The 23,674-nt window shown below is 49.6% G+C and carries 37 protein-coding genes; 3 read left to right on the top strand and 34 right to left on the bottom strand.

Annotated elements, in window-relative coordinates:
* Nucleotides 1-304: 304 nt before the first annotated feature.
* Both AC0YNW_RS28875 and AC0YNW_RS28870 read right to left on the bottom strand, forming a co-directional pair.
* Nucleotides 305-529 (bottom strand): hypothetical protein, encoded by a 225-nt coding sequence (locus AC0YNW_RS28875; protein ID WP_116050199.1) that lies wholly within the window; start codon nucleotides 527-529, stop codon nucleotides 305-307.
* Between the two features lie 132 nt (nucleotides 530-661).
* On the bottom strand, nucleotides 662-1,285 hold the full coding sequence (locus AC0YNW_RS28870) for a stage II sporulation protein M (RefSeq protein ID WP_387480056.1): 624 nt from the start codon (nucleotides 1,283-1,285) through the stop codon (nucleotides 662-664).
* Between the two features lie 159 nt (nucleotides 1,286-1,444).
* On the opposite strand from AC0YNW_RS28870, the gene pdaB reads away from it, so the two are divergent.
* Nucleotides 1,445-2,245, top strand: coding sequence for a polysaccharide deacetylase family sporulation protein PdaB (gene pdaB, locus AC0YNW_RS28865; RefSeq protein WP_475834771.1), 801 nt, complete (start codon nucleotides 1,445-1,447; stop codon nucleotides 2,243-2,245).
* Nucleotides 2,246-2,254: 9 nt separating this feature from the next.
* Here the strand turns inward: pdaB and AC0YNW_RS28860 are convergent, their stop codons facing one another.
* Nucleotides 2,255-2,878 (bottom strand): KinB-signaling pathway activation protein, encoded by a 624-nt coding sequence (locus AC0YNW_RS28860; protein ID WP_475834770.1) that lies wholly within the window; start codon nucleotides 2,876-2,878, stop codon nucleotides 2,255-2,257.
* A 270-nt stretch (nucleotides 2,879-3,148) separates the two neighbouring features.
* Between AC0YNW_RS28860 and gerD the strand changes: the two genes are divergently transcribed.
* Nucleotides 3,149-3,823, top strand: coding sequence for a spore germination lipoprotein GerD (gene gerD, locus AC0YNW_RS28855; protein WP_387480053.1), 675 nt, complete (start codon nucleotides 3,149-3,151; stop codon nucleotides 3,821-3,823).
* Between the two features lie 119 nt (nucleotides 3,824-3,942).
* Here gerD and AC0YNW_RS28850 read toward each other — a convergent pair whose 3' ends face one another.
* From AC0YNW_RS28850 to rplM, 6 genes are all read right to left on the bottom strand, one after another.
* Entirely contained in the window at nucleotides 3,943-5,052 is a 1,110-nt protein-coding gene (locus AC0YNW_RS28850) for an Mrp/NBP35 family ATP-binding protein (RefSeq protein WP_475834769.1), read from the bottom strand.
* Between the two features lie 104 nt (nucleotides 5,053-5,156).
* Nucleotides 5,157-5,957 (bottom strand): N-acetylmuramoyl-L-alanine amidase CwlD, encoded by an 801-nt coding sequence (cwlD, locus tag AC0YNW_RS28845; RefSeq protein WP_475834768.1) that lies wholly within the window; start codon nucleotides 5,955-5,957, stop codon nucleotides 5,157-5,159.
* Between the two features lie 149 nt (nucleotides 5,958-6,106).
* The gene (gene sat / locus AC0YNW_RS28840; RefSeq protein WP_475834767.1) at nucleotides 6,107-7,273 is read right to left on the bottom strand and encodes a sulfate adenylyltransferase; all 1,167 of its coding nucleotides are present in this window, start codon (nucleotides 7,271-7,273) and stop codon (nucleotides 6,107-6,109) included.
* A gap of 39 nt (nucleotides 7,274-7,312) precedes the next feature.
* Complete coding sequence (locus tag AC0YNW_RS28835) at nucleotides 7,313-8,008, bottom strand: phosphoadenylyl-sulfate reductase (RefSeq protein WP_387480049.1); 696 nt, start codon at nucleotides 8,006-8,008, stop codon at nucleotides 7,313-7,315.
* Nucleotides 8,009-8,271: 263 nt separating this feature from the next.
* Nucleotides 8,272-8,664 (bottom strand): 30S ribosomal protein S9, encoded by a 393-nt coding sequence (gene rpsI / locus AC0YNW_RS28830; RefSeq protein ID WP_028609625.1) that lies wholly within the window; start codon nucleotides 8,662-8,664, stop codon nucleotides 8,272-8,274.
* Between the two features lie 20 nt (nucleotides 8,665-8,684).
* Complete coding sequence (gene rplM, locus AC0YNW_RS28825; RefSeq protein WP_119803836.1) at nucleotides 8,685-9,122, bottom strand: 50S ribosomal protein L13; 438 nt, start codon at nucleotides 9,120-9,122, stop codon at nucleotides 8,685-8,687.
* Between the two features lie 614 nt (nucleotides 9,123-9,736).
* Here rplM and AC0YNW_RS28820 point away from each other — a divergent pair.
* A complete protein-coding gene (locus AC0YNW_RS28820; RefSeq protein WP_475834766.1) occupies nucleotides 9,737-10,708 on the top strand; it encodes a DUF4097 family beta strand repeat-containing protein in 972 nt (323 codons plus the stop codon).
* Between the two features lie 197 nt (nucleotides 10,709-10,905).
* Here AC0YNW_RS28820 and truA read toward each other — a convergent pair whose 3' ends face one another.
* From truA to rpsC, 25 genes are all read right to left on the bottom strand, one after another.
* Complete coding sequence (truA, locus tag AC0YNW_RS28815; RefSeq protein WP_475834765.1) at nucleotides 10,906-11,691, bottom strand: tRNA pseudouridine(38-40) synthase TruA; 786 nt, start codon at nucleotides 11,689-11,691, stop codon at nucleotides 10,906-10,908.
* A 379-nt stretch (nucleotides 11,692-12,070) separates the two neighbouring features.
* Entirely contained in the window at nucleotides 12,071-12,436 is a 366-nt protein-coding gene (gene rplQ / locus AC0YNW_RS28810; protein WP_387480046.1) for a 50S ribosomal protein L17, read from the bottom strand.
* A 47-nt stretch (nucleotides 12,437-12,483) separates the two neighbouring features.
* Nucleotides 12,484-13,428: a DNA-directed RNA polymerase subunit alpha gene (locus AC0YNW_RS28805; RefSeq protein ID WP_116050216.1), complete on the bottom strand. Its 945-nt coding sequence runs from the start codon at nucleotides 13,426-13,428 to the stop codon at nucleotides 12,484-12,486.
* Between the two features lie 124 nt (nucleotides 13,429-13,552).
* Nucleotides 13,553-13,948: a 30S ribosomal protein S11 gene (gene rpsK, locus AC0YNW_RS28800; RefSeq protein ID WP_116050217.1), complete on the bottom strand. Its 396-nt coding sequence runs from the start codon at nucleotides 13,946-13,948 to the stop codon at nucleotides 13,553-13,555.
* Between the two features lie 19 nt (nucleotides 13,949-13,967).
* Nucleotides 13,968-14,336 (bottom strand): 30S ribosomal protein S13, encoded by a 369-nt coding sequence (rpsM, locus tag AC0YNW_RS28795; protein ID WP_116050219.1) that lies wholly within the window; start codon nucleotides 14,334-14,336, stop codon nucleotides 13,968-13,970.
* A gap of 19 nt (nucleotides 14,337-14,355) precedes the next feature.
* On the bottom strand, nucleotides 14,356-14,469 hold the full coding sequence (rpmJ, locus tag AC0YNW_RS28790; protein ID WP_003333770.1) for a 50S ribosomal protein L36: 114 nt from the start codon (nucleotides 14,467-14,469) through the stop codon (nucleotides 14,356-14,358).
* A 46-nt stretch (nucleotides 14,470-14,515) separates the two neighbouring features.
* Entirely contained in the window at nucleotides 14,516-14,731 is a 216-nt protein-coding gene (gene infA / locus AC0YNW_RS28785; protein WP_015847200.1) for a translation initiation factor IF-1, read from the bottom strand.
* A 3-nt stretch (nucleotides 14,732-14,734) separates the two neighbouring features.
* Nucleotides 14,735-15,016 carry a hypothetical protein gene (locus AC0YNW_RS28780; RefSeq protein WP_387480045.1) on the bottom strand — a complete coding sequence of 94 codons (282 nt, stop codon included), beginning with the start codon at nucleotides 15,014-15,016 and terminating at the stop codon, nucleotides 14,735-14,737.
* 4 nt (nucleotides 15,017-15,020) lie between these two features.
* Entirely contained in the window at nucleotides 15,021-15,785 is a 765-nt protein-coding gene (gene map, locus AC0YNW_RS28775; RefSeq protein ID WP_387480044.1) for a type I methionyl aminopeptidase, read from the bottom strand.
* On the bottom strand, nucleotides 15,785-16,435 hold the full coding sequence (locus AC0YNW_RS28770; RefSeq protein ID WP_387480043.1) for an adenylate kinase: 651 nt from the start codon (nucleotides 16,433-16,435) through the stop codon (nucleotides 15,785-15,787). Before AC0YNW_RS28770 ends, map begins: the two co-directional genes overlap by 1 nt.
* Before the next feature lie 80 nt (nucleotides 16,436-16,515).
* Entirely contained in the window at nucleotides 16,516-17,817 is a 1,302-nt protein-coding gene (secY, locus tag AC0YNW_RS28765; protein WP_387480042.1) for a preprotein translocase subunit SecY, read from the bottom strand.
* Complete coding sequence (gene rplO / locus AC0YNW_RS28760; RefSeq protein WP_119803820.1) at nucleotides 17,818-18,258, bottom strand: 50S ribosomal protein L15; 441 nt, start codon at nucleotides 18,256-18,258, stop codon at nucleotides 17,818-17,820. It lies immediately after the preceding gene.
* A 46-nt stretch (nucleotides 18,259-18,304) separates the two neighbouring features.
* Nucleotides 18,305-18,484 carry a 50S ribosomal protein L30 gene (gene rpmD / locus AC0YNW_RS28755; RefSeq protein ID WP_119803818.1) on the bottom strand — a complete coding sequence of 60 codons (180 nt, stop codon included), beginning with the start codon at nucleotides 18,482-18,484 and terminating at the stop codon, nucleotides 18,305-18,307.
* A 13-nt stretch (nucleotides 18,485-18,497) separates the two neighbouring features.
* The gene (gene rpsE, locus AC0YNW_RS28750; RefSeq protein ID WP_119803816.1) at nucleotides 18,498-18,995 is read right to left on the bottom strand and encodes a 30S ribosomal protein S5; all 498 of its coding nucleotides are present in this window, start codon (nucleotides 18,993-18,995) and stop codon (nucleotides 18,498-18,500) included.
* A gap of 24 nt (nucleotides 18,996-19,019) precedes the next feature.
* Complete coding sequence (rplR, locus tag AC0YNW_RS28745) at nucleotides 19,020-19,388, bottom strand: 50S ribosomal protein L18 (protein ID WP_387480041.1); 369 nt, start codon at nucleotides 19,386-19,388, stop codon at nucleotides 19,020-19,022.
* Between the two features lie 60 nt (nucleotides 19,389-19,448).
* Nucleotides 19,449-19,991, bottom strand: a complete 543-nt coding sequence (rplF, locus tag AC0YNW_RS28740; RefSeq protein ID WP_387480040.1) for a 50S ribosomal protein L6 — start codon at nucleotides 19,989-19,991, stop codon at nucleotides 19,449-19,451.
* Between the two features lie 31 nt (nucleotides 19,992-20,022).
* On the bottom strand, nucleotides 20,023-20,421 hold the full coding sequence (gene rpsH / locus AC0YNW_RS28735; RefSeq protein WP_387480039.1) for a 30S ribosomal protein S8: 399 nt from the start codon (nucleotides 20,419-20,421) through the stop codon (nucleotides 20,023-20,025).
* Between the two features lie 32 nt (nucleotides 20,422-20,453).
* Nucleotides 20,454-20,639, bottom strand: a complete 186-nt coding sequence (locus tag AC0YNW_RS28730; protein ID WP_013312154.1) for a type Z 30S ribosomal protein S14 — start codon at nucleotides 20,637-20,639, stop codon at nucleotides 20,454-20,456.
* A gap of 26 nt (nucleotides 20,640-20,665) precedes the next feature.
* Nucleotides 20,666-21,208, bottom strand: coding sequence for a 50S ribosomal protein L5 (gene rplE, locus AC0YNW_RS28725; protein ID WP_116050235.1), 543 nt, complete (start codon nucleotides 21,206-21,208; stop codon nucleotides 20,666-20,668).
* Nucleotides 21,209-21,239: 31 nt separating this feature from the next.
* The gene (rplX, locus tag AC0YNW_RS28720; RefSeq protein WP_387480038.1) at nucleotides 21,240-21,593 is read right to left on the bottom strand and encodes a 50S ribosomal protein L24; all 354 of its coding nucleotides are present in this window, start codon (nucleotides 21,591-21,593) and stop codon (nucleotides 21,240-21,242) included.
* A gap of 50 nt (nucleotides 21,594-21,643) precedes the next feature.
* A complete protein-coding gene (gene rplN, locus AC0YNW_RS28715) occupies nucleotides 21,644-22,012 on the bottom strand; it encodes a 50S ribosomal protein L14 (protein ID WP_087570318.1) in 369 nt (122 codons plus the stop codon).
* A gap of 46 nt (nucleotides 22,013-22,058) precedes the next feature.
* Nucleotides 22,059-22,322 (bottom strand): 30S ribosomal protein S17, encoded by a 264-nt coding sequence (gene rpsQ, locus AC0YNW_RS28710; RefSeq protein WP_119803806.1) that lies wholly within the window; start codon nucleotides 22,320-22,322, stop codon nucleotides 22,059-22,061.
* Between the two features lie 51 nt (nucleotides 22,323-22,373).
* On the bottom strand, nucleotides 22,374-22,574 hold the full coding sequence (gene rpmC / locus AC0YNW_RS28705; protein ID WP_119803804.1) for a 50S ribosomal protein L29: 201 nt from the start codon (nucleotides 22,572-22,574) through the stop codon (nucleotides 22,374-22,376).
* Nucleotides 22,564-22,998 (bottom strand): 50S ribosomal protein L16, encoded by a 435-nt coding sequence (rplP, locus tag AC0YNW_RS28700; protein ID WP_068679355.1) that lies wholly within the window; start codon nucleotides 22,996-22,998, stop codon nucleotides 22,564-22,566. The genes rpmC and rplP overlap by 11 nt, the downstream gene beginning before the upstream one ends.
* 2 nt (nucleotides 22,999-23,000) lie before the next feature.
* On the bottom strand, nucleotides 23,001-23,663 hold the full coding sequence (rpsC, locus tag AC0YNW_RS28695; protein WP_387480037.1) for a 30S ribosomal protein S3: 663 nt from the start codon (nucleotides 23,661-23,663) through the stop codon (nucleotides 23,001-23,003).
* Nucleotides 23,664-23,674: the final 11 nt, after the last annotated feature.

The raw sequence follows: 23,674 nt of genomic DNA, 5'->3' as shown, positions 1-23,674 counted from the left end.
CCGCCAGCGTTCGTCCTGAGCCAGGATCAAACTCTCCATAAAAGTGTTTGACTTGCTCAATAACGTTGTTGCTTCGAAATCTCTCATAACCAGCAAGCTGATTAAGGAAACTTCGTTATCGATTCAATCTTGCGATTGTATCGGGCAGTTTCGCTCGTTGTTCAGTTTTCAAAGAACAATCATTCGTCTTTCGTTTCGTGCGTGTCAGCCGTATGTCTCAGCGGCGACAAGTAATAATATATCACAGGGGCCCAATTGAATGCAACCCCTTTTTTATATTTTTTTTCAAAAGCTTTTTATGTCCTTAAGATCTGTATGTTCTGGCATTCAATGCGTAGCGCGACAGCTCCTTCGGGGAAGCAATTCGCGCATACATTCTGAAGATGATTTTGTACCGTCTTGCTATAGCGCTTTTGATATCTCCATCTAATCGGGAGTCGTTCAGATCCAGCAGCATCTCATCCAGTTCTTTGCGCAATACGTAATCGAGTTCTTTGCATTCCTTGTCGTTGAATAGTATTCCGAGCATAACCGTAAGCGGCCTCCTTTGGGGTATATAGCGCATATGGACCGTCCTGAGACGAACAAAAGGCGGCTCCTTCGCAAATGCGCTTCGGACACCGCCTTACTGTTATGCTCAAATATTGGAAATATTATTACTCTATTTTAACAACCAAAGTGTAATGGTGCTTTCAATAATGGAAGCGACCAGGAGTCCTACGGTCAAAATCACCATCATCGGTACCGTACGAATAGCAAAATGCTCGATCTCCCGTCCGATCCCAGGCAGCTTAGCTCTCGCAAATAACAAGTTGCCTCCCGCCCGAATGACCAGCGTGCCGAACTTCAGCCCGTATGCGCAAGCTATAATGATAGCGGGAATCTCGATAATGCCATGAGGCAGCAACCCTTTGACAATCAGCTCCCATACCGGCAGTGCATCTGGCGATTCAGCTGTCAGCTTCAATACAAATCCGATCACCATTCCGTTAATCCCGAGAAAGAGCAGCGGCAATATACCGAAGAACGCGCCCAAATACATGACCAGTATCGATTTAATCGCATTATTAAAGAAAATAACGATCATCATCATTAACGTCGGATTGCTGCTGTTGTCTACGGATTCGACAAGCTGGCCTAGCCCTGTCAGCTGGCCTTCGAGAAAAGCGCGGAAGCCTTCATTCGTTCCTCCGACCACAATGCCCGCAAAAAACAGAATAAAAGCAAAACCGATATAGCCCCGCATATCTTTAAAGTGCTGTATGATGGCGCTGAGCTTGAACAATTGCACACCTCCCGATTAATCGTATCGTGTCTCCAACATTCTAATCGCTTGCTGTCAAATTAAATGAATAAGTATCGATGGTACGAGCATAGATTGTACTACTAATGTAAATGCTGACGCCCTTCCCGGGGCGAAGCGAAGAGAGGAGCGCTTTCCCCCATGAATATGTTTTATGTCATGAACGGCAAGAAACTCAAGAAGTATTTCTTCATTGCAATTGCGCTGATATTCTCCATTGGCATCATCTATGCCGAACGGGACAACATCACCGTGTTTGCGCCTCAGCAGCCAGCTGCCATCTATAGCGTTCCGACCGACAAGAAGGTTGTCGCCCTAACGTTCGATATTAGCTGGGGAGACAAGCGTGCCGAGCCTATCCTCCAAGTATTAAAGGAGAAAAACATTAGCCACGCTACCTTCTTCGTATCGTCGGTATGGAGCCAGTCCCACCCCGATCTGGTAAAGAAGATTCAAGACGCCGGATATGAAATCGGCAGCCATGGCCACAAGCATGACTTCTACAGCAAGCTTAGCGAAGAGGAAATCCGCAAGCAGATTACGACGGCCCATACCATTCTCTCCGATATTACGGGCAAGCAGCCTAATTTGATCCGTCTTCCGAACGGCGACTTCGACAAACGAGTGCTTCGTATCGCAGAAGAACTGCAGTATAAGGTCATTCAATGGGATACCGACTCCATGGATTGGATGAATATCGGAACGGACAAGATCATCAATCGAGTCGTCACCCGCACTCATCCTGGAGATATCATTCTCATGCATGCGAGTGACACGGTCACCCAGACGCATGAAGCACTGCCAGCCATCATCGATCAATTGCGTACCGAAGGTTATGAGTTCGTCAATGTGACGCAGCTCATTACCCAGACAGAAACCGACGGCAGCGCGGTGCAAGACAAACAATCGAATGCCAAAGGGCAGCTTAGCGCAGCTGAATAAAGAGAAAGATTAACCGGCCGATTTCGCAGGAGTTACTGCGGAATTGGCCGTATCTTTTTTGAGCAGGCGGTGCATCATCATATTTTGGTACGCATTGCAGACGAACAGCGGAGACATCATAAAGATAATAGCTGCGACATTTGTCTCCCCTTGCAGTGCCGGCCACGCTTCAATAAAGGTGACCACGAACATCAGGAACATCGTTGGAATAAACGCTGTTTTGTTCGTTTGCTTCACTTTGAGCCATGTCATTGCGAAGGAAAGCACCAAAATGACAAGCGGAAGCACCCAGAAAAACCAGTTGTTAGTCCGGTCCTCATACAGTACATAGCCGAGTGCTAACACAGCAAACAACGTCGTATAACCCTGCAAGGCATTCCATAAGTATTTCTTGCGGAATACGCTGAGGGCGATGTAGTTAAGCGTCAAATAAGCGAAGAAGCCCATTTGGCTGAAAGCGCCGATCATGAGGCCCGATATCGCCATCATCATCGCATTGAATCCGGTCGCTTCAAAGCCGAGAAAACCAAACTCCTGATTGGTTAGCAGCATAATCGAACCGACGACAACGCATACAAGCGCTCCGATGGCCATGGTGCTCCAGAATAAAAAGAACCATTTTCTTATATTCACGCGAATAAATCCCCCTAAAAAGTTTTGGGCAGCAAAACGAACTTCGACAGTAAAGCTCGATTTTGCTCGACTCCCCGAAGGTTTTCCCTTTATTTTACCACGATCGCAACAAAAAGCTAATGCCCGTCCATGATAAAACAGTGAACAATGCGCATAATAAAAACGATCAAGCGCTGGTTTGCCGCATGTCGCCGATCACCGGTATACTGGGCACGCGCCAACCACCCGATATTACAGCCCAGCCATGACATAGAAGGGAGCAAGCAGGATATGCGCATCCGTTGGACTTTATCGTCTTCATTACTGGCGTTAACATTGCTGCTGACAAGCTGCGGTACCGAATCATCAGGAAACGTCCAGCAGCAGCTCAGCTATAAGGACATGAAATCGATGGTCATAGACATCCTGAAGACGGAGGATGCCCAGAAGGCGCTTCAACAATCGGCCGAGCAGCTATCAGGCTACACGGCTCAAGCATCCAAGCTTTTATCCGTACAGGATCAAGAGGAAGTTCGGCTCGCCGTCAAAGATGTTATCAGTTCGCCGGATTATGACAAAGTCATCCGGAAGCTTATGACCGACACCAGGTTTGCAGGCGAATTTGCCAAAGCCGTTAATAAAGAAAACAAGGACATTCATAAAGAACTTATTAAAGACCCTGCTTATCAGCAGGAATTAATCAAGACGATGAGAAACCCGGAAATGGAGAAGCTGATTCTTGAAGTGCTGAAGAGCGCTCAATACCGTAAAGAGGTCATGTCGCTCATGCAGGAATCGATGCAGAACCCGCTCTTCCGCCTCGAAGTGCTCGATCTCATGAAGGCGGCAGTTCAGGAAGAGCTGCAGCCGAAGCCGGATGAGAAAGTGAAGAAGGCGCAAGGTCAAGAAGAACAAAAAGGCGAGGAAGAGGGTCAAGGCTCGCAAGATGAAGAAGGCATGGAGTAGCATCTGAATTCAAATTGGCGGGATATCAAAAGAAACCCGAGCTTCGAGCTTGCCGCAGAGGCAGTCCGAGGTTCGGGTTTTTGCATGTATCGGTGAAACTAGTCCGAAAGGCGGCGGTATTACTTCCCGCAGCGCTCAATAACGCTGTCCGCCAGCTCCAGATACAAGCTGCCAGTTTCCGAATCCGCCTTATAGACCGATGGCGAGAAGTCAGGCTCAGACGGATGGTTGTCCGGTGCGCCAAGCGGAATTTGCGCCAGCAGATCGCAATGAAGCGTCTCCGCCAGCTTGCCGCCGCCGCCGCGGCCGAATACGTATTCCTTCTCTCCCGACTTGGATACGAAGTACGACATATTCTCGACGACGCCGATAATTTCATGCTCCGTCTTAATCGCCATCGCGCCGGCACGCGCCGCGACGAATGCGGCTGTCGCATGAGGCGTCGTTACGATAATTTCTTTGCTTTGCGGAATGATCTGATGAACATCCAAGGCAACGTCGCCTGTACCGGGAGGCAGGTCAAGCAGCATATAATCCAGCTCGCCCCATTCGATCTCCTGGAAGAAGTTGCGCAGCATCTTGCCAAGCATTGGCCCGCGCCATACGATCGGGCTGTTGTCCTCGACGAAGAAGCCCATGGAGATAACTTTCACGCCGTAGCGCTCGATCGGGATGACACGCTCGTCCACGACGGCCGGTCGCTCCTCGATGCCCATCATATCGGGCACGCTGAAGCCGTAGATATCCGCGTCGATGATGCCGACACGCTTACCCTTGCGAGCCAAGGCGACCGCCAAGTTAACGGTCACCGTGGACTTGCCGACGCCGCCCTTGCCGCTGGCGACGGCGATGAAGGTCGTCCCGCTGCCCGAAGACAGCAGCGGGCTGGCGATTCCAGCCCCATGTCCCTGTACGGGGCTGCTGGCCTTGGCGCCGGCTGTGCCGCCCGGTGCCGCACTTGCCGCGGGCGCAGGCTGCGCGCTGCCCGCTGCAGCTGGCGCCGCCTCGTCCCGAAACCGGCAATGCACGGTTTCGACGCCGATCGGCGCCAGCACCTCGCGAAGCGAGGCTTCGAGCGCGGACTGAATCGCCGCGCCCGCTCCAAGAACCGTCAATGATACTTGACGGTTCCGAACCATGACATCTCGGAAGCTAACGCCTTCCGCTTGATATTGCTGCTGGGCCATCGCAGACTCGATGGCCTCGATGGCTTTCTCCCGTGTCAACATCGTATATGTCCCACCTTTATGAGTTAAGAGAACTTCCTCCCTATTATAACACAGGAAGCCTTCGTTTCATGAACGGTTCATGAACGAAGGCTCCTGTCGGACGCCTACTTCCCGCTTCCGTTCTGCAGGTCCAGCTGCTGCTGCGAATCTCCGCTCAGCTTCTCTCCCGACACGAAGCGCAATACGCCTTGATAAATGGAAGCCGCTACTTTCCGTTGATACTCCGTATCTGCCAGTCTGGTCGCTTCCCCCGGATTAGACAGAAAGCCGACCTCGACAAGTGCCGTCGGTACCTGCGTGATTGCCTTCATCAGATAGACATCCCCTACCTTGGCAGCTATACGAGTCGTATTCTCCAGATTGCGCTTGATCTCATCCTGGATGAAAGCGGCAAGCACCCGATTATCGGGGTGATTATCCGGCTGATAGAACGTTTGGGCTCCCGACCACTTCTGCTGCGGGATACTGTTCATATGGACACTGACCACGGCTGCGGCGCCGCTTTCATTAATCAGTGCCGCTCTCCGCTTCAGATCCTCCGTCTTGCGCTTGCTGTAAGCATGGGCATCTCCTGAAGCCAGATCATAATCCCCTTCCCTGGTCATCACGACGACGGCGCCAGCTTCCTGCAAGTAATCACGCAAGTACAGAGCAATCGCAAGATTCAGATCTTTTTCAATAATGCCACTCTTGCTGACCGCGCCGCCATCCGCTCCCCCATGACCCGCATCAATAGCAATCGTTTTGCCCGATAGAGGCAATGTCCAATACGACCATGTGCTCGATGCCGGCAAGCTCTGACGCAGCAGCAAGCCTGTCAGCACAATAACCAGAGCGGCTACCGTCAGCCGAATCGCACCCTTATAGGTCATCCATACGACAAAGTGCCGCTTTATTCTGCGCATCAAAAAACCACCTCGTCTTCCATATCGATGAATGCGCAGCACCTATCCGGTTACTCTGTAGGATAAGCCTTGTGCGCACATTCATGTATATGGGACGAGATGGTCAAATATGTGCCGTTATCGGCAATTCCGGTCCAGGACGGCTGGTCTTAGCCTACAGGCTGCTCCGTCATGCCCTCAATCAATATCTTCGCAACCTCAGGCCGTGAGAATTCCGGCGGAGGGCATACGCCATCGCGCAGCATCGCCCGCACTTTCGTGCCGGAGAGCGTCAGATGCGACGTCTTGTCATGCGGACAAGTCTTGGTCGTCGCCATATTGCCGCAAGCTGTGCAGAAGAAGCTATGCTCGAAGTACAACGGCGTAATGCCGAGATCTTCAGCCGGGATCGACCTCAGCAGCTCCTGTGCTTCGTACGTCCCGTAATAGTCGCCTACTCCCGCATGGTCGCGTCCCACAATAAAGTGGGTGCATCCGTAGTTCTTCCGCACGATGGCATGGAAGATGGCTTCACGAGGACCTGCATAACGCATGGCCGCAGGGAACACGCCAAGGAATGCACGATCCGCCGGATAGTAGTTCTCCAGCAGAGCCAGATAGCTCTTCATTCGTACATTTGCCGGTACATCATCCGATTTCGTCTCGCCGACCAGCGGGTTCAGGAACAATGCATCAACGATCTCCATCGCGGTCTTCTGAATATATTCATGTGCACGATGAACGGGATTGCGGGTCTGGAAGCCGACAACCGTCTTCCATCCTTTCTCTGCGAACTGCCTCCGTGTCTCAGCAGGATCGAAGTAGAACTCCTGGAACTTCTCCGGCTTCGGACGGTTCAATACCGTGATCGGCCCGCCGACATAAGTAGACGGTCTCTCCAGCAGCTTCTGTACGCCTGGATGCTCCGTATCATTCGTTTTAAAAATATTAACCACTTCAACCTGCTGGTCTACGGTATAGATACTCTCCACTGCAATGAATCCGTACGTAATGCCATCCTCTCCGATAAGCGCCACTTTCTCGCCTACCTTCAATTCGGCTGCTTTCACATCATCGACAGCCAGTGTAATCGGGATACTCCACACCAGGCCGTTGGCCAATCTGGTTTTCTCCACAACTGACGTATAATCGTCCTGATTCAGAAATCCGGTCAGCGGCGAGAACGCGCCTACACCGATCAGATCCAGATCAGAAATCGTCCATGTATTAATCGTGATGAAATTAAGGTCTTTTGCTTCCTGCAGCAGCGTTTCGCGCTCTGCGCCTTCGGCGATCCGGTTAACCAGCACACCGCCATGAGGTAAGATTTGACTCATAATCGTAGAAGTCCTCCTATACATGCCTTCGCAAATGGTTTATTTATGAAGTCCGCACTCCGTCTTCTCTTGTCCCGACCAGCGTCCTGCACGAGGGTCCTCGCCCGGCATGACCTGGCGTGTGCAATACTCACAGCCGATACTCGGGTAGTAGTTGTCATGAAGCGGATTGTAGACGACATCGTTATCGCGGATATATTGCCATACATCTTCCGTTGTCCAGTTGGCTATGGGATTGAACTTTACCAAACCGAACTTCACGTCATATTCAATCTTCTTTGAGTTGGCGCGTGTAGGCGCCTGATCACGGCGAATGCCAGTAATCCAAGCTTCGTATTGGGATAGAATCTTCGTGAGCGGTTGAACCTTGCGGATATCGCAGCATTTGTTAGCGTCGGACTTCCATAGCTCGTCACCGAACTGTGCAGCCTGTTCTTCCGGCGTAATCTCCGGCTTCACCTCGACGAACGGAATGCCCGGGTAGCGCTCTGCAAGCCGGTCACGCGTCTCATAAGTGTCCTTAAAGTGGAAATCGGTGTCTAAGTAGAAAATATCCGTCGTCGGGCTAACCTTCTGCAGCATGTCTACCAGAACGACATCCTCCGCGCCAAAGCTGCATGCAAATGTAATATTCGGGAATGTCTCCACTGCAAAACGAATAATGTCCTCCGGCGTCGCGTTTTCCAGCTCGACAGCCTTTTGCGCAATAAGTGCTTCCTTCTCAAACAGATTCATACGTATGACCTCCGTTATTAATTCCAAGTAAAGTAGTCTGTATAATTGATTATATGCCTTTCTACACGGTAGTTCAATCAGAACTTTACACATTTACGCAAAAAATACCATCAAAAGCATCGATGGGCTATATGAATCCATTAGATTCATGGAAGCATGGGCATGTTCCTCAGCCTTCCTCGCTGTACGTGTCTTCATCAATATGACCCTAAACACAAAAAAACGCCTTCTCTGCAAGCAGAGAAAGCGTTTGGTTGTAACGATTAACGTTTCGAGAACTGTGGAGCGCGACGAGCCGCTTTAAGACCGTATTTTTTACGTTCTTTCATACGCGGATCACGAGTCAGGAAGCCTGCACGCTTCAGAGCCGGACGGAACTCAGGGTCTGCTTTCAGCAGAGCACGGGAGATACCGTGACGGATTGCGCCAGCTTGACCGGACATGCCGCCGCCGTTAGCGATAACCAATACATCGTATTTGGACAATGTGTCAGTCAGGTTAAGCGGTTGTTTTACGATCAGCTTGAGTGTTTCCAAACCGAAATATTCATTCAAATCGCGTTTATTAACAATGATTCGTCCTTCACCCGGCACAAGACGTACACGTGCAACAGAGTGTTTACGACGACCGGTTCCATAGTATTGCACTTGAGCCATGAAACTTGTCCTCCTCTTTATTACCCGCGAAGCTCGTAGACTTCAGGGTTTTGGGCTTGATGTGGATGTTCCGCACCTGCGTAAACTTTCAATTTAAGCTTCATTTTGTTACCAAGACGGTTCTTAGGCAACATGCCGTGCACAGCCAGCTCAATTACGCGCTCTGGCTTTTTCTGAATCATCTCGTGTGCCGGAGTGACCTTAAGGCCACCTGTGTACATCGAGTGACGGTAGTACATTTTGTCTGCCATTTTGTTACCTGTCAGAACAATTTTCTCTGCGTTGATCACGACAACGAAATCGCCAGTGTCAACATGCGGCGTAAATTGCGGTTTGTGCTTGCCACGGATCAGGCTTGCAGCTTCGCTAGCCAGACGACCAAGGGTTTTGCCTTCCGCATCGATGACGAACCATTTACGCTCAACTTCATTTGGCTTAGCCATATAGGTGGTACGCATGGATGATCCTCCTTAATTCTTTAACCATAATCGTTTTTATAACAACGTTTCCGTTGGTTTGTTATTCATTGTTGAATCTTGCATTTGGCGGCCATTCTTAGTCGGGGCTGTGGGAGAGCCACTAAGAAAGCACAAGTTATATTCTACAATATAGAATAGCAAAGTGCAAGCTGTTTTTCCGCTTTCTTTCGTCAGCGCAAAGCCGCTCGTAGGGCTTCCAACATGTGATAACCAGACAGATTGGCCTCAGTCCGTTGATTCGTGCACAATGCCAGATATAGCTGCCGTTGAACGGTACAGCATTCATCTAAGAACCGTAAGTACGGACATGCTGTAATTTCCATTGAGGTGCATCCTTGAATATGACGTACATCTTCCGATGTTCCCCACTCGCGCATAGCTTTCCACTTGAAGTGACGCCTAAGAGGTTAACTCCGTTGACGGTCTTCATTCTATCCTGCTCGCATCCCTAATATAATCTCAGTCTCCAGACCGAGTCGTCCCCCACCACGGGGCGGTTCCCTTGGCTTCATCGTATTGGTACAATGAGGATAACAAATGCAGCATGAACAAGTGAGCTTGTTCTTCCGTGCTGTATATTAGGAGAGAAGACGATGAGACCCAAAACGACAATTGGCATTATTATGATCATCGTAGGCATCATTGGCGTGCTCTACGTGTACGAGAACGGAAGCAGCAATACGCTTCAAAACATTCGCAACTACTTCGCATCCGAAATCAATGAGCAGCAGACCATTGATATCAGCGATGTTCGCAACCTCGATATTTCATCGGGCAGCCTGGATGTCCGAATCGTACAAGGCAGCGGTTCCGAGGCAGTAATCAGGCTGGAGGGCTGGGCGTCCAAGAATTACATCAAAGATCTGAAGCTCGATAGCAGCAAGAAAGACGGTACTCTGCACCTCTCGCTCAAGAGCGACCGCGGGATTCGCTTCGGCTTCGGATTCAGAGGGGTAGATATGATTGTCGAGCTGCCTGAGAAAACGTGGAGCCAGCTGGATATCAATCTGGGTAGCGGTGATTTGTCCCTCGAGCAATTACGGGCTGAAAATGCCAAGCTTAATACAAACTCTGGCGACGTTAAGGGATCCGACTTCAAAGTTGACAGCAACTTATCTATTAGCATTGATAGCGGGGACCTTAAGCTGCGCAACGTGGCCGCCAAGATGATGGATTTATCAACACAGAGCGGGGACCTATCGGTTAAAGGATACGAAGCTGACACCATCAACTTTAAGGTGAATAGCGGCGATGTGGACTTCGAGGATGGTACTGCGGAGCTGACTGGGAAAACGAGCTCCGGGGACATTAAAATGCAAGTAGAGAACATAACTAGACCTACCGATCTTCGCACAGGCAGCGGTGATGTGACCGTTATGCTCGACAACAATCCAAACTCCCTTAGCGTGCAGTTCAAAGCAGGCTCCGGGGATGGCGTCATTCAGAAGGACGATTTCACTTACGAAAGCGGCTCGAAGGGTGCCAGCAGCATCAAAGGTAAATTCGGCAGCGGCGGCATTAAGCTGAACGTCCAGACTGGTTCGGGTGACTTTGTACTCAAATAAATGCGAGTGTTCAATGAGGAGCAATGACTCGCTGATAAGTTGAAATGATGCAAAAATAAAAGCTTCCGATGCCACTTGATGTGGGGTTGGAAGCTTCTTTTGTTTCTTAACCTATGCGCGCCTGGTCCGCTTAGTGGCAGGGTATGATGGAAGAAATCCTCTGTTCATCGAGTCATCCGTATAGTAGCAGAGATGCATTATTCGTCATCGTCCTCTACAGCATTTGCGGCATGAGCTGCACCGTCTTCACTGTATTCCACATCCATCAGCGTCAGGGCATGCGGCATAGCGGTCGGTCCGGCCAGTGAACGGGATTTCCCTTCCAGGATACGACCTATGTCGCCAGGCTTCAGCTTGCCTTGACCTACCCACAACAATGTTCCCATAATGACGCGGACCATGTTATACAGAAAGCCGTTCCCCGTAATATAGAGATGAAGCGCCTGGCCTTCCTGCTCGAAATAGGCTTCATACACGGTGCGAATATGATGAGGCTTCGTCGAATGAATCGAGGTGTAAGAAGTGAAATCATGTGTACCGATTAGATGCCTTACGCCCTCCGCCATCGCTTCTGCGTTGAGCCGTGTCGGATGATGGAAGCGATACGATCTGGCGAACACATCCGGGAACTTGCCCATATCGATCGTATATCGGTAGGTCTTGCGTTTCGCCGAACGTCTGGAGTGGAAGCCTTCCGGCACATCCCATGCGTCGAGAATGATGATATCTTTAGGGAGCCGCGTATTCAGCGCAATCGCCCAACGTTCGGTCGGGATGGTCGAAGCCGTATGAAAGTTGAATACTTGTCCCAGCGCATGGACCCCCGCATCCGTTCGTCCAGAGCCAATAATAACGATGTTTTCCCCAGACAAATGTTTAATCGCTTTCTCGATCTCGCCTTGAACCGTCCGTCCGTATGGCTGCGACTGAAAGCCGTTAAAATTCGTTCCATCATAACTGACCTTTACGCCGATATTACGCATTGTTGTCACCCTCTACCCTTTATCTACTGCAAATTGAAATCGGCAGTACCGACTTATCTTTCTTCCTACTGCCCTACCAGCAAATTCAGCTCGGTTTCATCGACCTAATTCATTCGATACACTTACTTTCGTGTACTTAAGTCGGTGAAAGCGACCTATTTTGCTCCTGACTGCGTTACATGCAACTTTAAGTCGATTTCATCGACCTCATCATCCACCACACTTACTTCGTTCATTTAAGTCGATGAAAACAACTTAAAATCCCTATTTACGTGAGAGAGAGACACCTGAGAGCTGACTTGTTCAGTTTGTCGGACGCTTGTGTTTCTCATTAAACAAAAAAAGGTGGCCCAGAGGACCACCCTTTACTTGCAACAACCTACGCGCGGTCAACCAGCTCAAGGTAAACCATAGGCGCGGCATCGCCGCGACGAGGACCCAGCTTAAGGATACGCGTGTATCCGCCTGCACGCTCCGAGTAACGAGTAGCTAGCTCGGAGAACAGCTTTTGGATTGCGTCTTGCTCACCATTTACGGATTCGCGACGCACGAATGCTGCCACTTGACGACGAGCATGAAGATCACCTTTCTTAGCTTTAGTGATCAGCTTTTCAGCGATAGAACGAACCTCTTTCGCTTTAGCTTCAGTCGTTTGAATGCGCTCATACAGGAACAGATCAGTAACGAGGTCACGGAACAATGCTTTCCGCGCACTTGCGTCACGTCCCAATTTTTGATATGCCATCTTGTTTTCCCCTCCCTTGCTCTGTTGTCACATCTAGCTGTGAACTGCTATTCTTCCATGCGAAGGCCAAGACCCAGCTCTTCCAGCTTCTCTTGAACTTCCTCAAGCGACTTGCGGCCCAAGTTACGAACCTTCATCATGTCCTCTTCGGATTTCGTGATCAGCTCTTGAACGGTATTAATGCCTGCACGCTTCAAGCAGTTATATGAACGTACTGAAAGATCCAGCTCTTCGATAGTCATCTCCAAGACTTTCTCTTTCTTGTCTTCTTCCTTCTCAACCATGATCTCCGCATCTTTGGCTTCATCCGTTAATCCAACGAACAAGTCCAAGTGCTCGGTCAATATTTTAGCGCCGAGGCTTACAGCCTCTTCAGGGCGAATACTGCCATCCGTCCATACTTCCAGCGTCAGCTTGTCATAGTTCGTGACTTGACCGACGCGAGTGTTTTCTACGCTGTAATTAACACGAGTAATGGGCGTGTAGATCGAATCGACAGGAATGACGCCAATCGGTTGATCGTCGCTCTTGTTCCGGTCCGCTTGCACGTAACCGCGTCCCCGATTAGCAAAAATCCGCATATGGAGTCGCGCTCCGGAGGCCAAGGTCGCAATGTGAAGATCAGGGCTTAAAATCTCGACATCGCTATCTGCCCGAATGTCCCCCGCTGTTACGTTGCCTTCGCCTTCCGCGTCGATTTCCAGCACCTTCTCTTCGTCGGAGTGGATTTTGAGCGACAGGCCTTTCAGGTTCAGGATGATTTCCGTTACGTCTTCAATCACTCCAGGAACCGTAGAAAACTCATGCAGCACGCCGTCGATTTGAACCGACGTTACAGCCGCACCAGGCAATGACGACAACAGAATTCGGCGAAGCGAATTTCCAAGCGTCGTGCCGTATCCGCGTTCCAGCGGCTCGACCACGAAACGTCCGTAGGTTCCTTCATCGTTCAGTTCTACGGTTTCGATTTTCGGCTTTTCGATCTCAATCACAATAGTACCCTCCTTCAAACGTCGCTCCGTTACCTTGTCGTTTTTATGTCAAATCTCGTAGTATGCCAAACCTTCACAACCATTATTCACAAGTTGCTGTTATTTGATACCACCGTGGATCAGACTATACGCGACGACGTTTTGGCGGACGGCATCCGTTGTGTGGAACTGGCGTAACATCCTTAATGAGGTTAACTTCCAATCCAGCAGCTTGAAGCGAACGGATTGCAGCTTCACGGCCTGCGCCTGGTCCTTTAACCATAACTTCGACCGTTCTCATGCCGTGCTCCATTGCTGCTTTCGCAGCGGATTCAGCAGCCATTTGAGCGGCAAACGGGGTGCTTTTGCGGGAACCCTTGAAACCAAGGTTGCCGGAGCTAGCCCATGAAATTGCGTTACCGTGCGGGTCGGTGATCGTAACGATCGTGTTGTTAAACGTGGAACGGATATGTGCCACGCCGCTATCAATATTTTTCCGGTCGCGACGTTTAGTACGAACGACCTTTTTTGGTTTAGCCATTGATCATTATCCTCCCTTCTTATTTCTTCTTGTTCGCTACAGTACGACGAGGACCTTTGCGCGTGCGAGCGTTAGTTTTCGTACGTTGACCGCGAACAGGAAGACCGCGACGGTGACGAAGACCACGGTAGCAGCCGATCTCAGTCAGACGTTTAATGTTAAGTGAAATTTCACGACGAAGGTCGCCTTCCACTTTTACGGATTTGTCGATGGCTTCGCGCAAACGAGCCAGCTCGTCTTCAGTCAGATCGCGAACGCGAGTGTCCGGATTAACTTCAGTCGAAGCTATGATTTTTTGAGACGTCGTTTTGCCGATACCAAAAATATACGTCAGGGCGATTTCAACGCGCTTGTCGCGCGGAATATCTACACCAGCTATACGTGCCATGGGCTATATTTCCCTCCTTTTAACCTTGTTTTTGTTTGTGTTTCGGATTTTCACAAATCACCATAACGTTGCCTTTGCGACGAATGACTTTGCATTTTTCGCAAATCGGCTTAACCGAAGGTCTAACCTTCATTGTGATTACCTCCCGAATCTTTCGTGGGCAAGCCGTAAGTCACGGCCTACTTCCGATAGGTGATGCGCCCTCTTGATAAATCATAAGGCGATAACTGTATAACCACTTTGTCTCCTGTCAGGATGCGGATAAAGTGCATTCTGAGCTTGCCGGAAACATGGGCGAGAATCTGATGACCGTTCTCCAGCTCCACCTTGAACATGGCATTTGGCAACGGCTCAATAACCGTGCCTTCGACCTCAATGACGTCTTCTTTAGCCAACCGTCATTCTCCTTTCGCATACGCATACTTCTGAATCACATAACGTAACTTGGCATTGGTCACCCTGCCGGACTCTTGCAAGCTGGTTGTAACCTCTTGACTGATGGCAGGCTGTAACTGTAAATGCAGAACGTTCTTTTTCTTCGGCGAATCGAATCTTCGCTTGTCGCCGTCCGCAATCATAACGAATCGCTCGTCGATGATTCCAATGACAACGGCATAGCTCTCTTCGTCTTTGCCTCGAAGCACTTTGACGATCTGTCCAACTTGCGGTTGAGTTTCCATCGACCTAAGCCTCTGGCTGCTCTGGCAATTTGGTCAAAATCTCAAAGCCGTCCTCCGTGACGACAACCGTGTGCTCGAAGTGAGCGCACCAGGAAGCGTCTTGCGTTACCACTGTCCAATTGTCCTCAAGCGTCCGGACATATCGTTCACCGATATTGACCATCGGCTCGATTGCAAGCGCCATACCCGGCTTCAGACGCGGCCCTCTATCCGGTACGCCGTAGTTCGGTATTTGCGGTTCTTCATGCAGATCCGCGCCGATTCCGTGCCCTACGTATTCCCGAACGACCGAGAAACCTGCCGCTTCGATAACCTTTTGGATGGCGTGCGATACCGTATAGAGTCTGACATCCGGCTTCACGAGCGCAAGACCCGCATAGAGCGACTCTTCCGTTACGTCTAGCAGCCTTTGAACTTCAGGCGTTACGCTGCCGACCGCATAGGTCCAAGCGGAATCACCATGATAGCCCTCATACTGCGCGCCGATGTCGATACTTATAATATCGCCCTCGTTCAACTTGCGTGATCCAGGGAAGCCGTGTACCAGCTCGTCATTGACAGAAGCGCATATGCTGGAAGGAAATCCATTGTAACCTTTAAATGAAGGAGTAGCGCCTTGGCTTCTAATGTACTTCTCGGCAATCGCGTCGAGCTCACCTGTAGTGATGCCCGGCTTAACCGCCTGTGCCATTAGACGATGCGTCTCCGCAACGATGCGTCCGGCTTCCCTCATTAATCGCAGCTCCGATTCGGATTTGCATATTATCATTACAACGTACCTTTCAAGCAGGAAACGATATCGGATGTAACGACATCAATATCTTTCTCGCCGTCGACTTCGCGCAGGAGACCCTTACCGCTGTAGTAGTCAAGAAGCGGAGCCGTCTTGGACGTGTATTCGTCAAGGCGTGTGCCCACTTTCTCCTCTGTATCATCAGAACGCTGATACAGCTCTCCGCCGTCTTTATCGCAGACGCCTTCGACTTTCGGAGGATTGAATAATACATGGTAGGTCGTTCCGCAAGATTTGCAGATGCGTCTACCCGTCAAACGAGCAAGCAGCAATCCGCGATCAACTTTCAAGTTTACGACATGGTCAATGCTGCGGCCCAGCTCGCTCAGCATCACATCAAGCGCTTCGGCTTGCTGGATCGTACGAGGGAATCCGTCGAGCAAAAACCCTTTTTGGCAATCATCCAGAGCCAGACGCTCTTTCACGATGCCGTTTGTAATCTCATCTGGAACAAGCAGACCTTGATCTACATATTCCTTCGCTTTCAAACCAAGCGGCGTCTCTTGCTTCATCGCAAGGCGGAACGCATCGCCAGTCGAAATGTGCGGGATACCGAACTCTTCTACGATACGCTCAGCTTGCGTACCTTTGCCGGCTCCTGGAGGGCCCATGAATAAAATGTTCATTACCGTGTTCCTCGCTTTAAACACAATAGGCTCGTTCGGGCTACTCGCGAATACGCTGCAGCCCGCCTTCGAACCTAATGTTATTTATTGATAAACCCTTTGTAATGGCGTTTGATCAACTGGCCCTCGATCTGCTTCATCGTATCAAGCGCAACGCCGACAACGATAAGGAGCGAAGTACCGCCAAGCTGCACCGAGCGCGGTAATCCAGCCAATGCTCCGAAAAACACTGGGAAAACGGAGATAAGCGCCAGGAAGATTGCACCTGTCAACGTGATCCGCGACAATACGCGAGTCAGGTAGGACGAAGTCGGCTTGCCTGGACGAATGCCCGGAATGTATCCGCCATTCTTCTTCATCTGATCAGCCATCTGTACCGGATTAATTTGCACGAATGTGTAGAAGAAAGTGAAACCGATAATCAGCAATACGTACAGGACCATGCCAAGCGGCTTGTCGTAGCTCATATTGTTGATAATCCATTGCGCCCATTGCTGGTGAGACCAGAAGTTCGCAATTGTAGTCGGGAACATGAGCAACGAAACCGCGAAGATGACCGGGATTACCCCTGCGCCATTGACCTTCATCGGAATGTGAGTCGATTGTCCGCCGTACATTTTGCGTCCAACAACACGCTTCGCGTATTGAACCGGAATCTTCCGGATACCTTGCTGGATGAAGATAACACCAACGATAATCGCGATAATCACGATTACAATCAGTAGCATCTTCGCAATGTTCAAGAAGAGCTGATCTTGAGCACCAACGAATTGATCCTCATAAATCGTGCGAATGTGGCCAGGAATACCGGCTACGATCGCTGCGAAGATCAGAATCGAGATACCGTTGCCGATACCTCTCTCCGTAATTTGCTCACCAAGCCACATCAGGAAGGCTACGCCTGCCGTAAGGATGATAGCGATGACCAGGTAATCTACGAAGGTAGCGCCAGGAATCATTTCAAACCCGAACTGGCGATTAAAGCCGATCGCCGTAGCGAAGCCTTGCACCAGACCGAGAATGATTGTTCCGTAACGTGTAATTTGAGCAAGTTTCTTTTTACCGTTTTCGCCTTCTTTTGCCCACTCTGCAAACTTTGGAATTACATCCATCGACAACAGCTGCACAATGATGGAAGCTGTAATGTACGGCGTAATGGAAAGTGCGAAGATAGAGAACTGAAAGAGCGCTCCGCCGGAGAATGTATTCAGCAGGCCGAACAAATCAGCACCTGCCGAATCCATGTTCTTGAAAACATCTTTGTTAACACCCGGTACCGGAATAAAGGATCCGATCCGATAAATGAATAGGATGAAAAGTGTGAATAGGATCCGTGTACGCAGATCCGCCACTTTCCATATGTTGGACACGGTTGTGAACAATTAGATCACCTCGGTTTTACCGCCGGCAGCCTGGATTTTCTCTACCGCAGATTGAGAGAACTTTTTCGCCTTAACAGTAAGAGCTACTTTCAATTCACCATTACCCAAGATCTTGATTCCTGCCAAAGGATTTTTGACAATTCCTTGTTCAAGAAGAACTTCTGGTGTAACTTCAGTACCTGCTGCAAAGCTGTTCAGCTCTTCAATGTTGACAATCGCATATTCGGTACGGAAAGGGTTGTTAAAGCCACGTTTCGGAACGCGGCGGTACAATGGGTTCTGTCCGCCCTCGAAGCCTGGGCGAACGCCGCCGCCGGAGCGAGCGTTTTGACCTTTGTGACCTCTGCCGGCCGTCTTGCCGTTACCGGTACCGATACCGCGACCTTTACGCTTTGGCGCTTGAGTCGAGCCCGGTGCTGGTGCTAAGTCATGCAATTTCATCGTTCGTGCACCTCCTTGTAGATTTCGTAAATGTCCGAGCTATTCTTTAAACCTCTTCAACTTTGACCAAGTGGCTGACATGGTTAACCATGCCGCGAATAGCCGGGCTGTCGTTAAGAACGACCGATTGACGAATTTTGCGAAGGCCGAGCGATTCAACCGTTGCACGTTGTTTCTCGTTGCGGCCAATCAAACTGCGAACGAGGGTGATTTGCAATTTAGCCATCGTATGTCCCTCCTTAACCTAACAGCTCTTCGACTGTTTTTCCACGCAGCTTGGCAACGTCTTCCGCACGTTTCAGACGGGAGAGACCTTCAAGCGTCGCGTTAACCATGTTCAGGGAATTCGAAGAACCAAGAGATTTCGTTAAAATGTCGCCTACGCCTGCCAGTTCAAGAACTGCACGAACAGGGCCGCCTGCGATAACACCTGTACCTTCGGAAGCCGGCTTCAGAAGAACTTCTCCTGCGCCGAAATGTCCGATTACAAGGTGTGGAATTGTTGTATTTACGAGTGGTACGTGGATCAGGTTTTTCTTAGCGTCTTCAATACCTTTGCGAATCGCATCAGGTACTTCGCCCGCTTTACCGATCCCTGCGCCAACGTAGCCTTTGCCGTCGCCAACTACTACTAGTGCGCTAAAGCTGAAACGGCGTCCGCCTTTAACAACTTTTGCTACGCGGTTGATGTGAACGACTTTTTCAGTCAGTTCTAACGTATTAGGATCTACACGCAAGTCATTTTACCTCCTTATTAGATATTAGAAACTCAGGCCTGCTTCGCGAGCTGCTGTAGCCAGCGCCTGAATTCTGCCATGATACAGATAACCGCCACGGTCGAACACGACCTCAGTTACGCCTTTTGCTTGAGCGCGTTGTGCGATCAATTCGCCAACTTTCGCAGCGGAATCAACGTTGCCGCCGTTACCGATTGCGCTAACCAGTTCTTTATCCTTAGTGGATGCGGATGCCAGTGTTACGCCTGCTACGTCGTCGATCAATTGTGCGTAAATGTGCTTGGAGGAACGGAATACAGACAGACGCGGACGTGCTGCTGTGCCGTTGATTTTCTTACGAACACGAAGGTGTCTTTTCAGACGAGCCTTGTTTTTGTCGCCTTTCGTAATCATGCTTGGTTCACTCCTTTCCTTTTGCCTTAGGAAGCTATCTTAAGGAACGTTTCACGTTCCTTATTTCTTCTTACCAGCTTTACCTTCTTTGCGGATGATGCGCTCGCCTTCGTATTTGATACCTTTGCCTTTATACGGCTCTGGCTCACGTACGGAACGGATTTGAGCGGCAACAGCGCCTACGCGCTCTTTGTCGATACCGCGAACGGTAATTTTCGTGTTAGCTGGAACCTCAAACTCGATGTTGCTCTCGGGAGCAATCTCAACCGGGTGAGAGTAACCAACGTTCAGCACGATTTTGTCGCCGGATTTGCTTGCACGGTAACCTACACCAACGAGCTCCAAGTTTCTCGAGAAGCCGTCAGTAACGCCTGTCACCATGTTTGCGATAATGCTGCGAGTCGTTCCGTGCAGGGAACGATGCAATTTATTGTCGGAAGGACGTTCAACCACGATTTCGTTCTCCGTTACATTCACTTTCATTTCCTTATGAATTTCACGGGAAAGCGTGCCTTTAGGTCCTTTTACAGTAATCACTGTGTTGTCCAAGTTGATGTTTACACCAGCAGGGACTGCAATTGGTTTACGACCAATACGGGACATTGTTACACCTCCTGTCTTTCTGACTTATTTCTTACCAAACGTAGCAGACAACTTCGCCGCCGGATTTAACCTGACGAGCTTCTTTATCTGTCATTACGCCTTTGGACGTGGAAATGATCGCAATTCCAAGTCCGCCAAGCACGCGAGGAATCTCAGTTGCTTGCGTGTAAACACGCAGGCCTGGTTTCGAGATACGCTTCAAACCAGTGATAACGCGCTCTTGGTTAGGGCCGTATTTCAAGAAAATACGGATAATCCCTTGTTTGTTGTCCTCGATATATTCTGCATCGCGGATAAAGCCCTCGCGCTTCAAAATTTCAGCGATTTGCTTCTTTGCTTTCGAAGCAGGCATTTCCACAGTTTCGTGACGAACGACATTCGCATTGCGAATACGTGTCAGCATATCTGCAATCGGATCAGACATAACCATTTATGTGAACCTCCTTCCCGAACTAGGCTTGATTACCAGCTTGCTTTTTTAACGCCAGGAATCTGGCCCTTGTATGCTAATTCGCGGAAACAAATCCGGCAAATTTTAAACTTTTGCAAAACAGAGTGCGGACGGCCGCAACGCTCACAGCGCGTATAAGCGCGCACTTTGAATTTCGGTGTGCGTTGTTGCTTCACTTTCATCGAAGTTTTTGCCACTGGGTATTACACCTCCTAAAAGTGGATTACTTCGCGAACGGCATGCCCATTTGGGTCAGCAGCTCACGAGATTCTTCGTCCGATTTCGCCGTCGTAACGATGACGATATCCATACCACGTACTTTGTCAACTTTATCGTACTCGATCTCCGGGAAAATCAGCTGTTCTTTCAGGCCCAGCGTGTAGTTGCCGCGACCGTCGAATGCTTTAGTCGATACACCGCGGAAGTCACGTACGCGTGGAAGCGAGATATTGAACAGTTTGTCAAGGAAGTGATACATGCGCTCGCCGCGCAGCGTAACCTTAACCCCGATTGGCATGTCCTCACGAAGCTTGAAGCCTGCGATAGACTTCTTCGCACGAGTGACAACCGGCTTTTGACCGGAAATGATGCGCAATTCTTCAACTGCAACATCAAGAATTTTGGAGTTGGAAACCGCTTCGCCAACACCCATGTTGATTACGACTTTCTCAATTTTCGGCACTTGCATAACCGAAGTATAGTTGAACTTCTGCATCAAAGCAGGAGTGATTTCATTAAGAAAGCGACCTTTCAATCTTGCTGTCATTGATCATGGACCTCCTTTCCTACATTAACGATTAGTCGATCACTGCTCCGGATTTCTTAGCAATCCGTACCTTTTTACCGTTGTCCTGCACTTTGTATCCGATGCGAGTTACTCCGCCGCTCTTCGGATCAACGTGCATCACGTTCGATACATGAATCGGAGCTTCTTGCTCGATGATTCCGCCTTGCGGGTTCGCCTGGGAAGGACGCGAATGCTTCTTCACCATGTTTACACCTTCAACAAGTACGCGGTTCTCACGCGGATAAGCTGCGATGACGCGGGCCTTCTTACCTTTATCCTTACCGGTAATGACGATAACCGTATCATCTTTCTTTACGTGCAGCTTGTTGTTGTGGGATTCCAATACTTTTTTCAGCCTTGGCATTTATTACACCTCCTGCTCGCTTAAGCTTTCAGGTTTTATCTGGTCTATCATTAAATTACTTCTGGTGCAAGCGATACGATTTTCATGAAATCCTTATCGCGAAGCTCACGAGCAACTGGTCCGAAGATACGTGTGCCGCGCGGGCTCTTATCTTCCTTAACGATTACTGCAGCATTCTCGTCGAATGCGATGTAGGAACCGTCTTTACGACGAACGGAACGTTTCGTACGAACGATAACCGCTTTTACTACGTCACCCTTTTTGACAACGCCGCCTGGTGTTGCTTGTTTGACGGAGCAAACGATCAGGTCACCGATGTGTCCTACGCGACGGCCAGTACCGCCCAAAACGCGGATACACATCAATTCTTTAGCGCCAGAGTTGTCAGCAACTCTCAAGCGTGTAAATGGTTGAATCATTTTGACGTCCTCCTTCCGGAAAAAATGCTAGGCTACTGCTTGCGCTTTAGAGAACGATAGCTACTTCAACGACTTCTACCAGTCTGAAGCGCTTGTCTTTCGATAGTGGACGAGTCTCCATGATTTTCACGGTATCGCCAATTTTCGCTTGGTTGTTTTCGTCATGCGCTTTGTACTTTTTCGTGTACTTGATGCGTTTATGGTACAAATCATGTTTTTTGTAGGTTTCTACAGCCACCACGATTGTTTTATCCATTTTGTCGCTTACGACTTTGCCGATTTGAACTTTGCGGGCATTGCGTTCGCTCATGTTCTTCCTCCTTCCTTCATCCGTGATCGTACTTGTCTTGGTAAGGATCTATTAGCTGCTGATTCCGAGTTCTCTTTCACGCAAAACGGTTTTAGCACGAGCTATTTCCTTACGCACGTCACGAATCCGAGTCGGGTTGTCCAGCTGGCCAGTAGCCAATTGGAAACGAAGGTTGAACAGCTCTTCTTTGAAACCAGCGATCTGTTGTTCAATCTCAACAGAGGTCAGGTTGCGAAATTCACTAGCCTTCATTTGCTTCACCACCCACTTCTTCGCGTTTCACGAACTTCGTTTTTACAGGCAGTTTGTGAGCCGCAAGGCGCATTGCTTCACGAGCTACTTCTTCAGGTACGCCAGCAAGCTCGAACATGATTTTGCCCGGTTTAACAACGGCTACCCATTTCTCAACATTACCTTTACCGCTACCCATACGTACCTCGAGAGGCTTTTGAGTGATCGGTTTGTCAGGGAAAATTTTAATCCATACTTTACCGCCACGCTTGATGTAACGTGTCATCGCGATACGAGCCGCTTCGATCTGACGGTTCGTAATCCAAGATGGTTCAAGCGCTTGAAGGCCGTATTCACCAAATGCTACTGTAGTGCCGCCTTTAGCGCGGCCTTTCATGTTACCGCGTTGTTGCTTACGGTGTTTTACGCGTTTAGGTACCAACATGATTAGTTGCCTCCTTCCTGGGGAGCTTTCTTCTTCGTAGGAAGGACTTCACCGCGATAGATCCATACTTTTACGCCGATGCGGCCGTAAGTTGTATGTGCTTCTGCTGTGCCGTAGTCAATGTCTGCGCGCAGCGTATGAAGCGGAACCGTTCCTTCGCTGTAGCCTTCCGAACGTGCGATTTCAGCGCCGCCAAGGCGTCCGCTAACCGCTGTTTTAATCCCTTTAGCGCCAGCTCTCATGGAGCGTTGGATCGCTTGTTTCAGTGCGCGACGGAAAGATACCCGACGCTCTAATTGTTGAGCGATGCTTTCAGCTACCAAGATAGCGTCCATATCCGCTTGTTTGATTTCAGAGATGTTGATGTGAACCTTTTTGCCTTTAGTAATCTTGCCAAGCTCCGTACGCAGGTTTTCAACTTCGGAACCGCCCTTGCCGATAACCATACCCGGCTTAGCCGTTTGGATCGTCACGTTCACGCGGTTAGCCGCGCGTTCGATTTCGATGTGGGAAACTGCAGCGTCTTTCAGCTTGTTCTTCAAGTACTCACGAATTTTAACGTCTTCTAGAAGAAGATCGCCAAAGTCTTTGCCAGCGTACCATTTGGATTCCCAATCACGGATAATCCCGACACGAAGGCCGACTGGATTTACCTTTTGACCCACACGTTATCCCT

This window comes from Paenibacillus sp. J31R120 (assembly GCF_056269225.1).
This window is presented reverse-complemented; position numbering and strand designations above follow the sequence as displayed.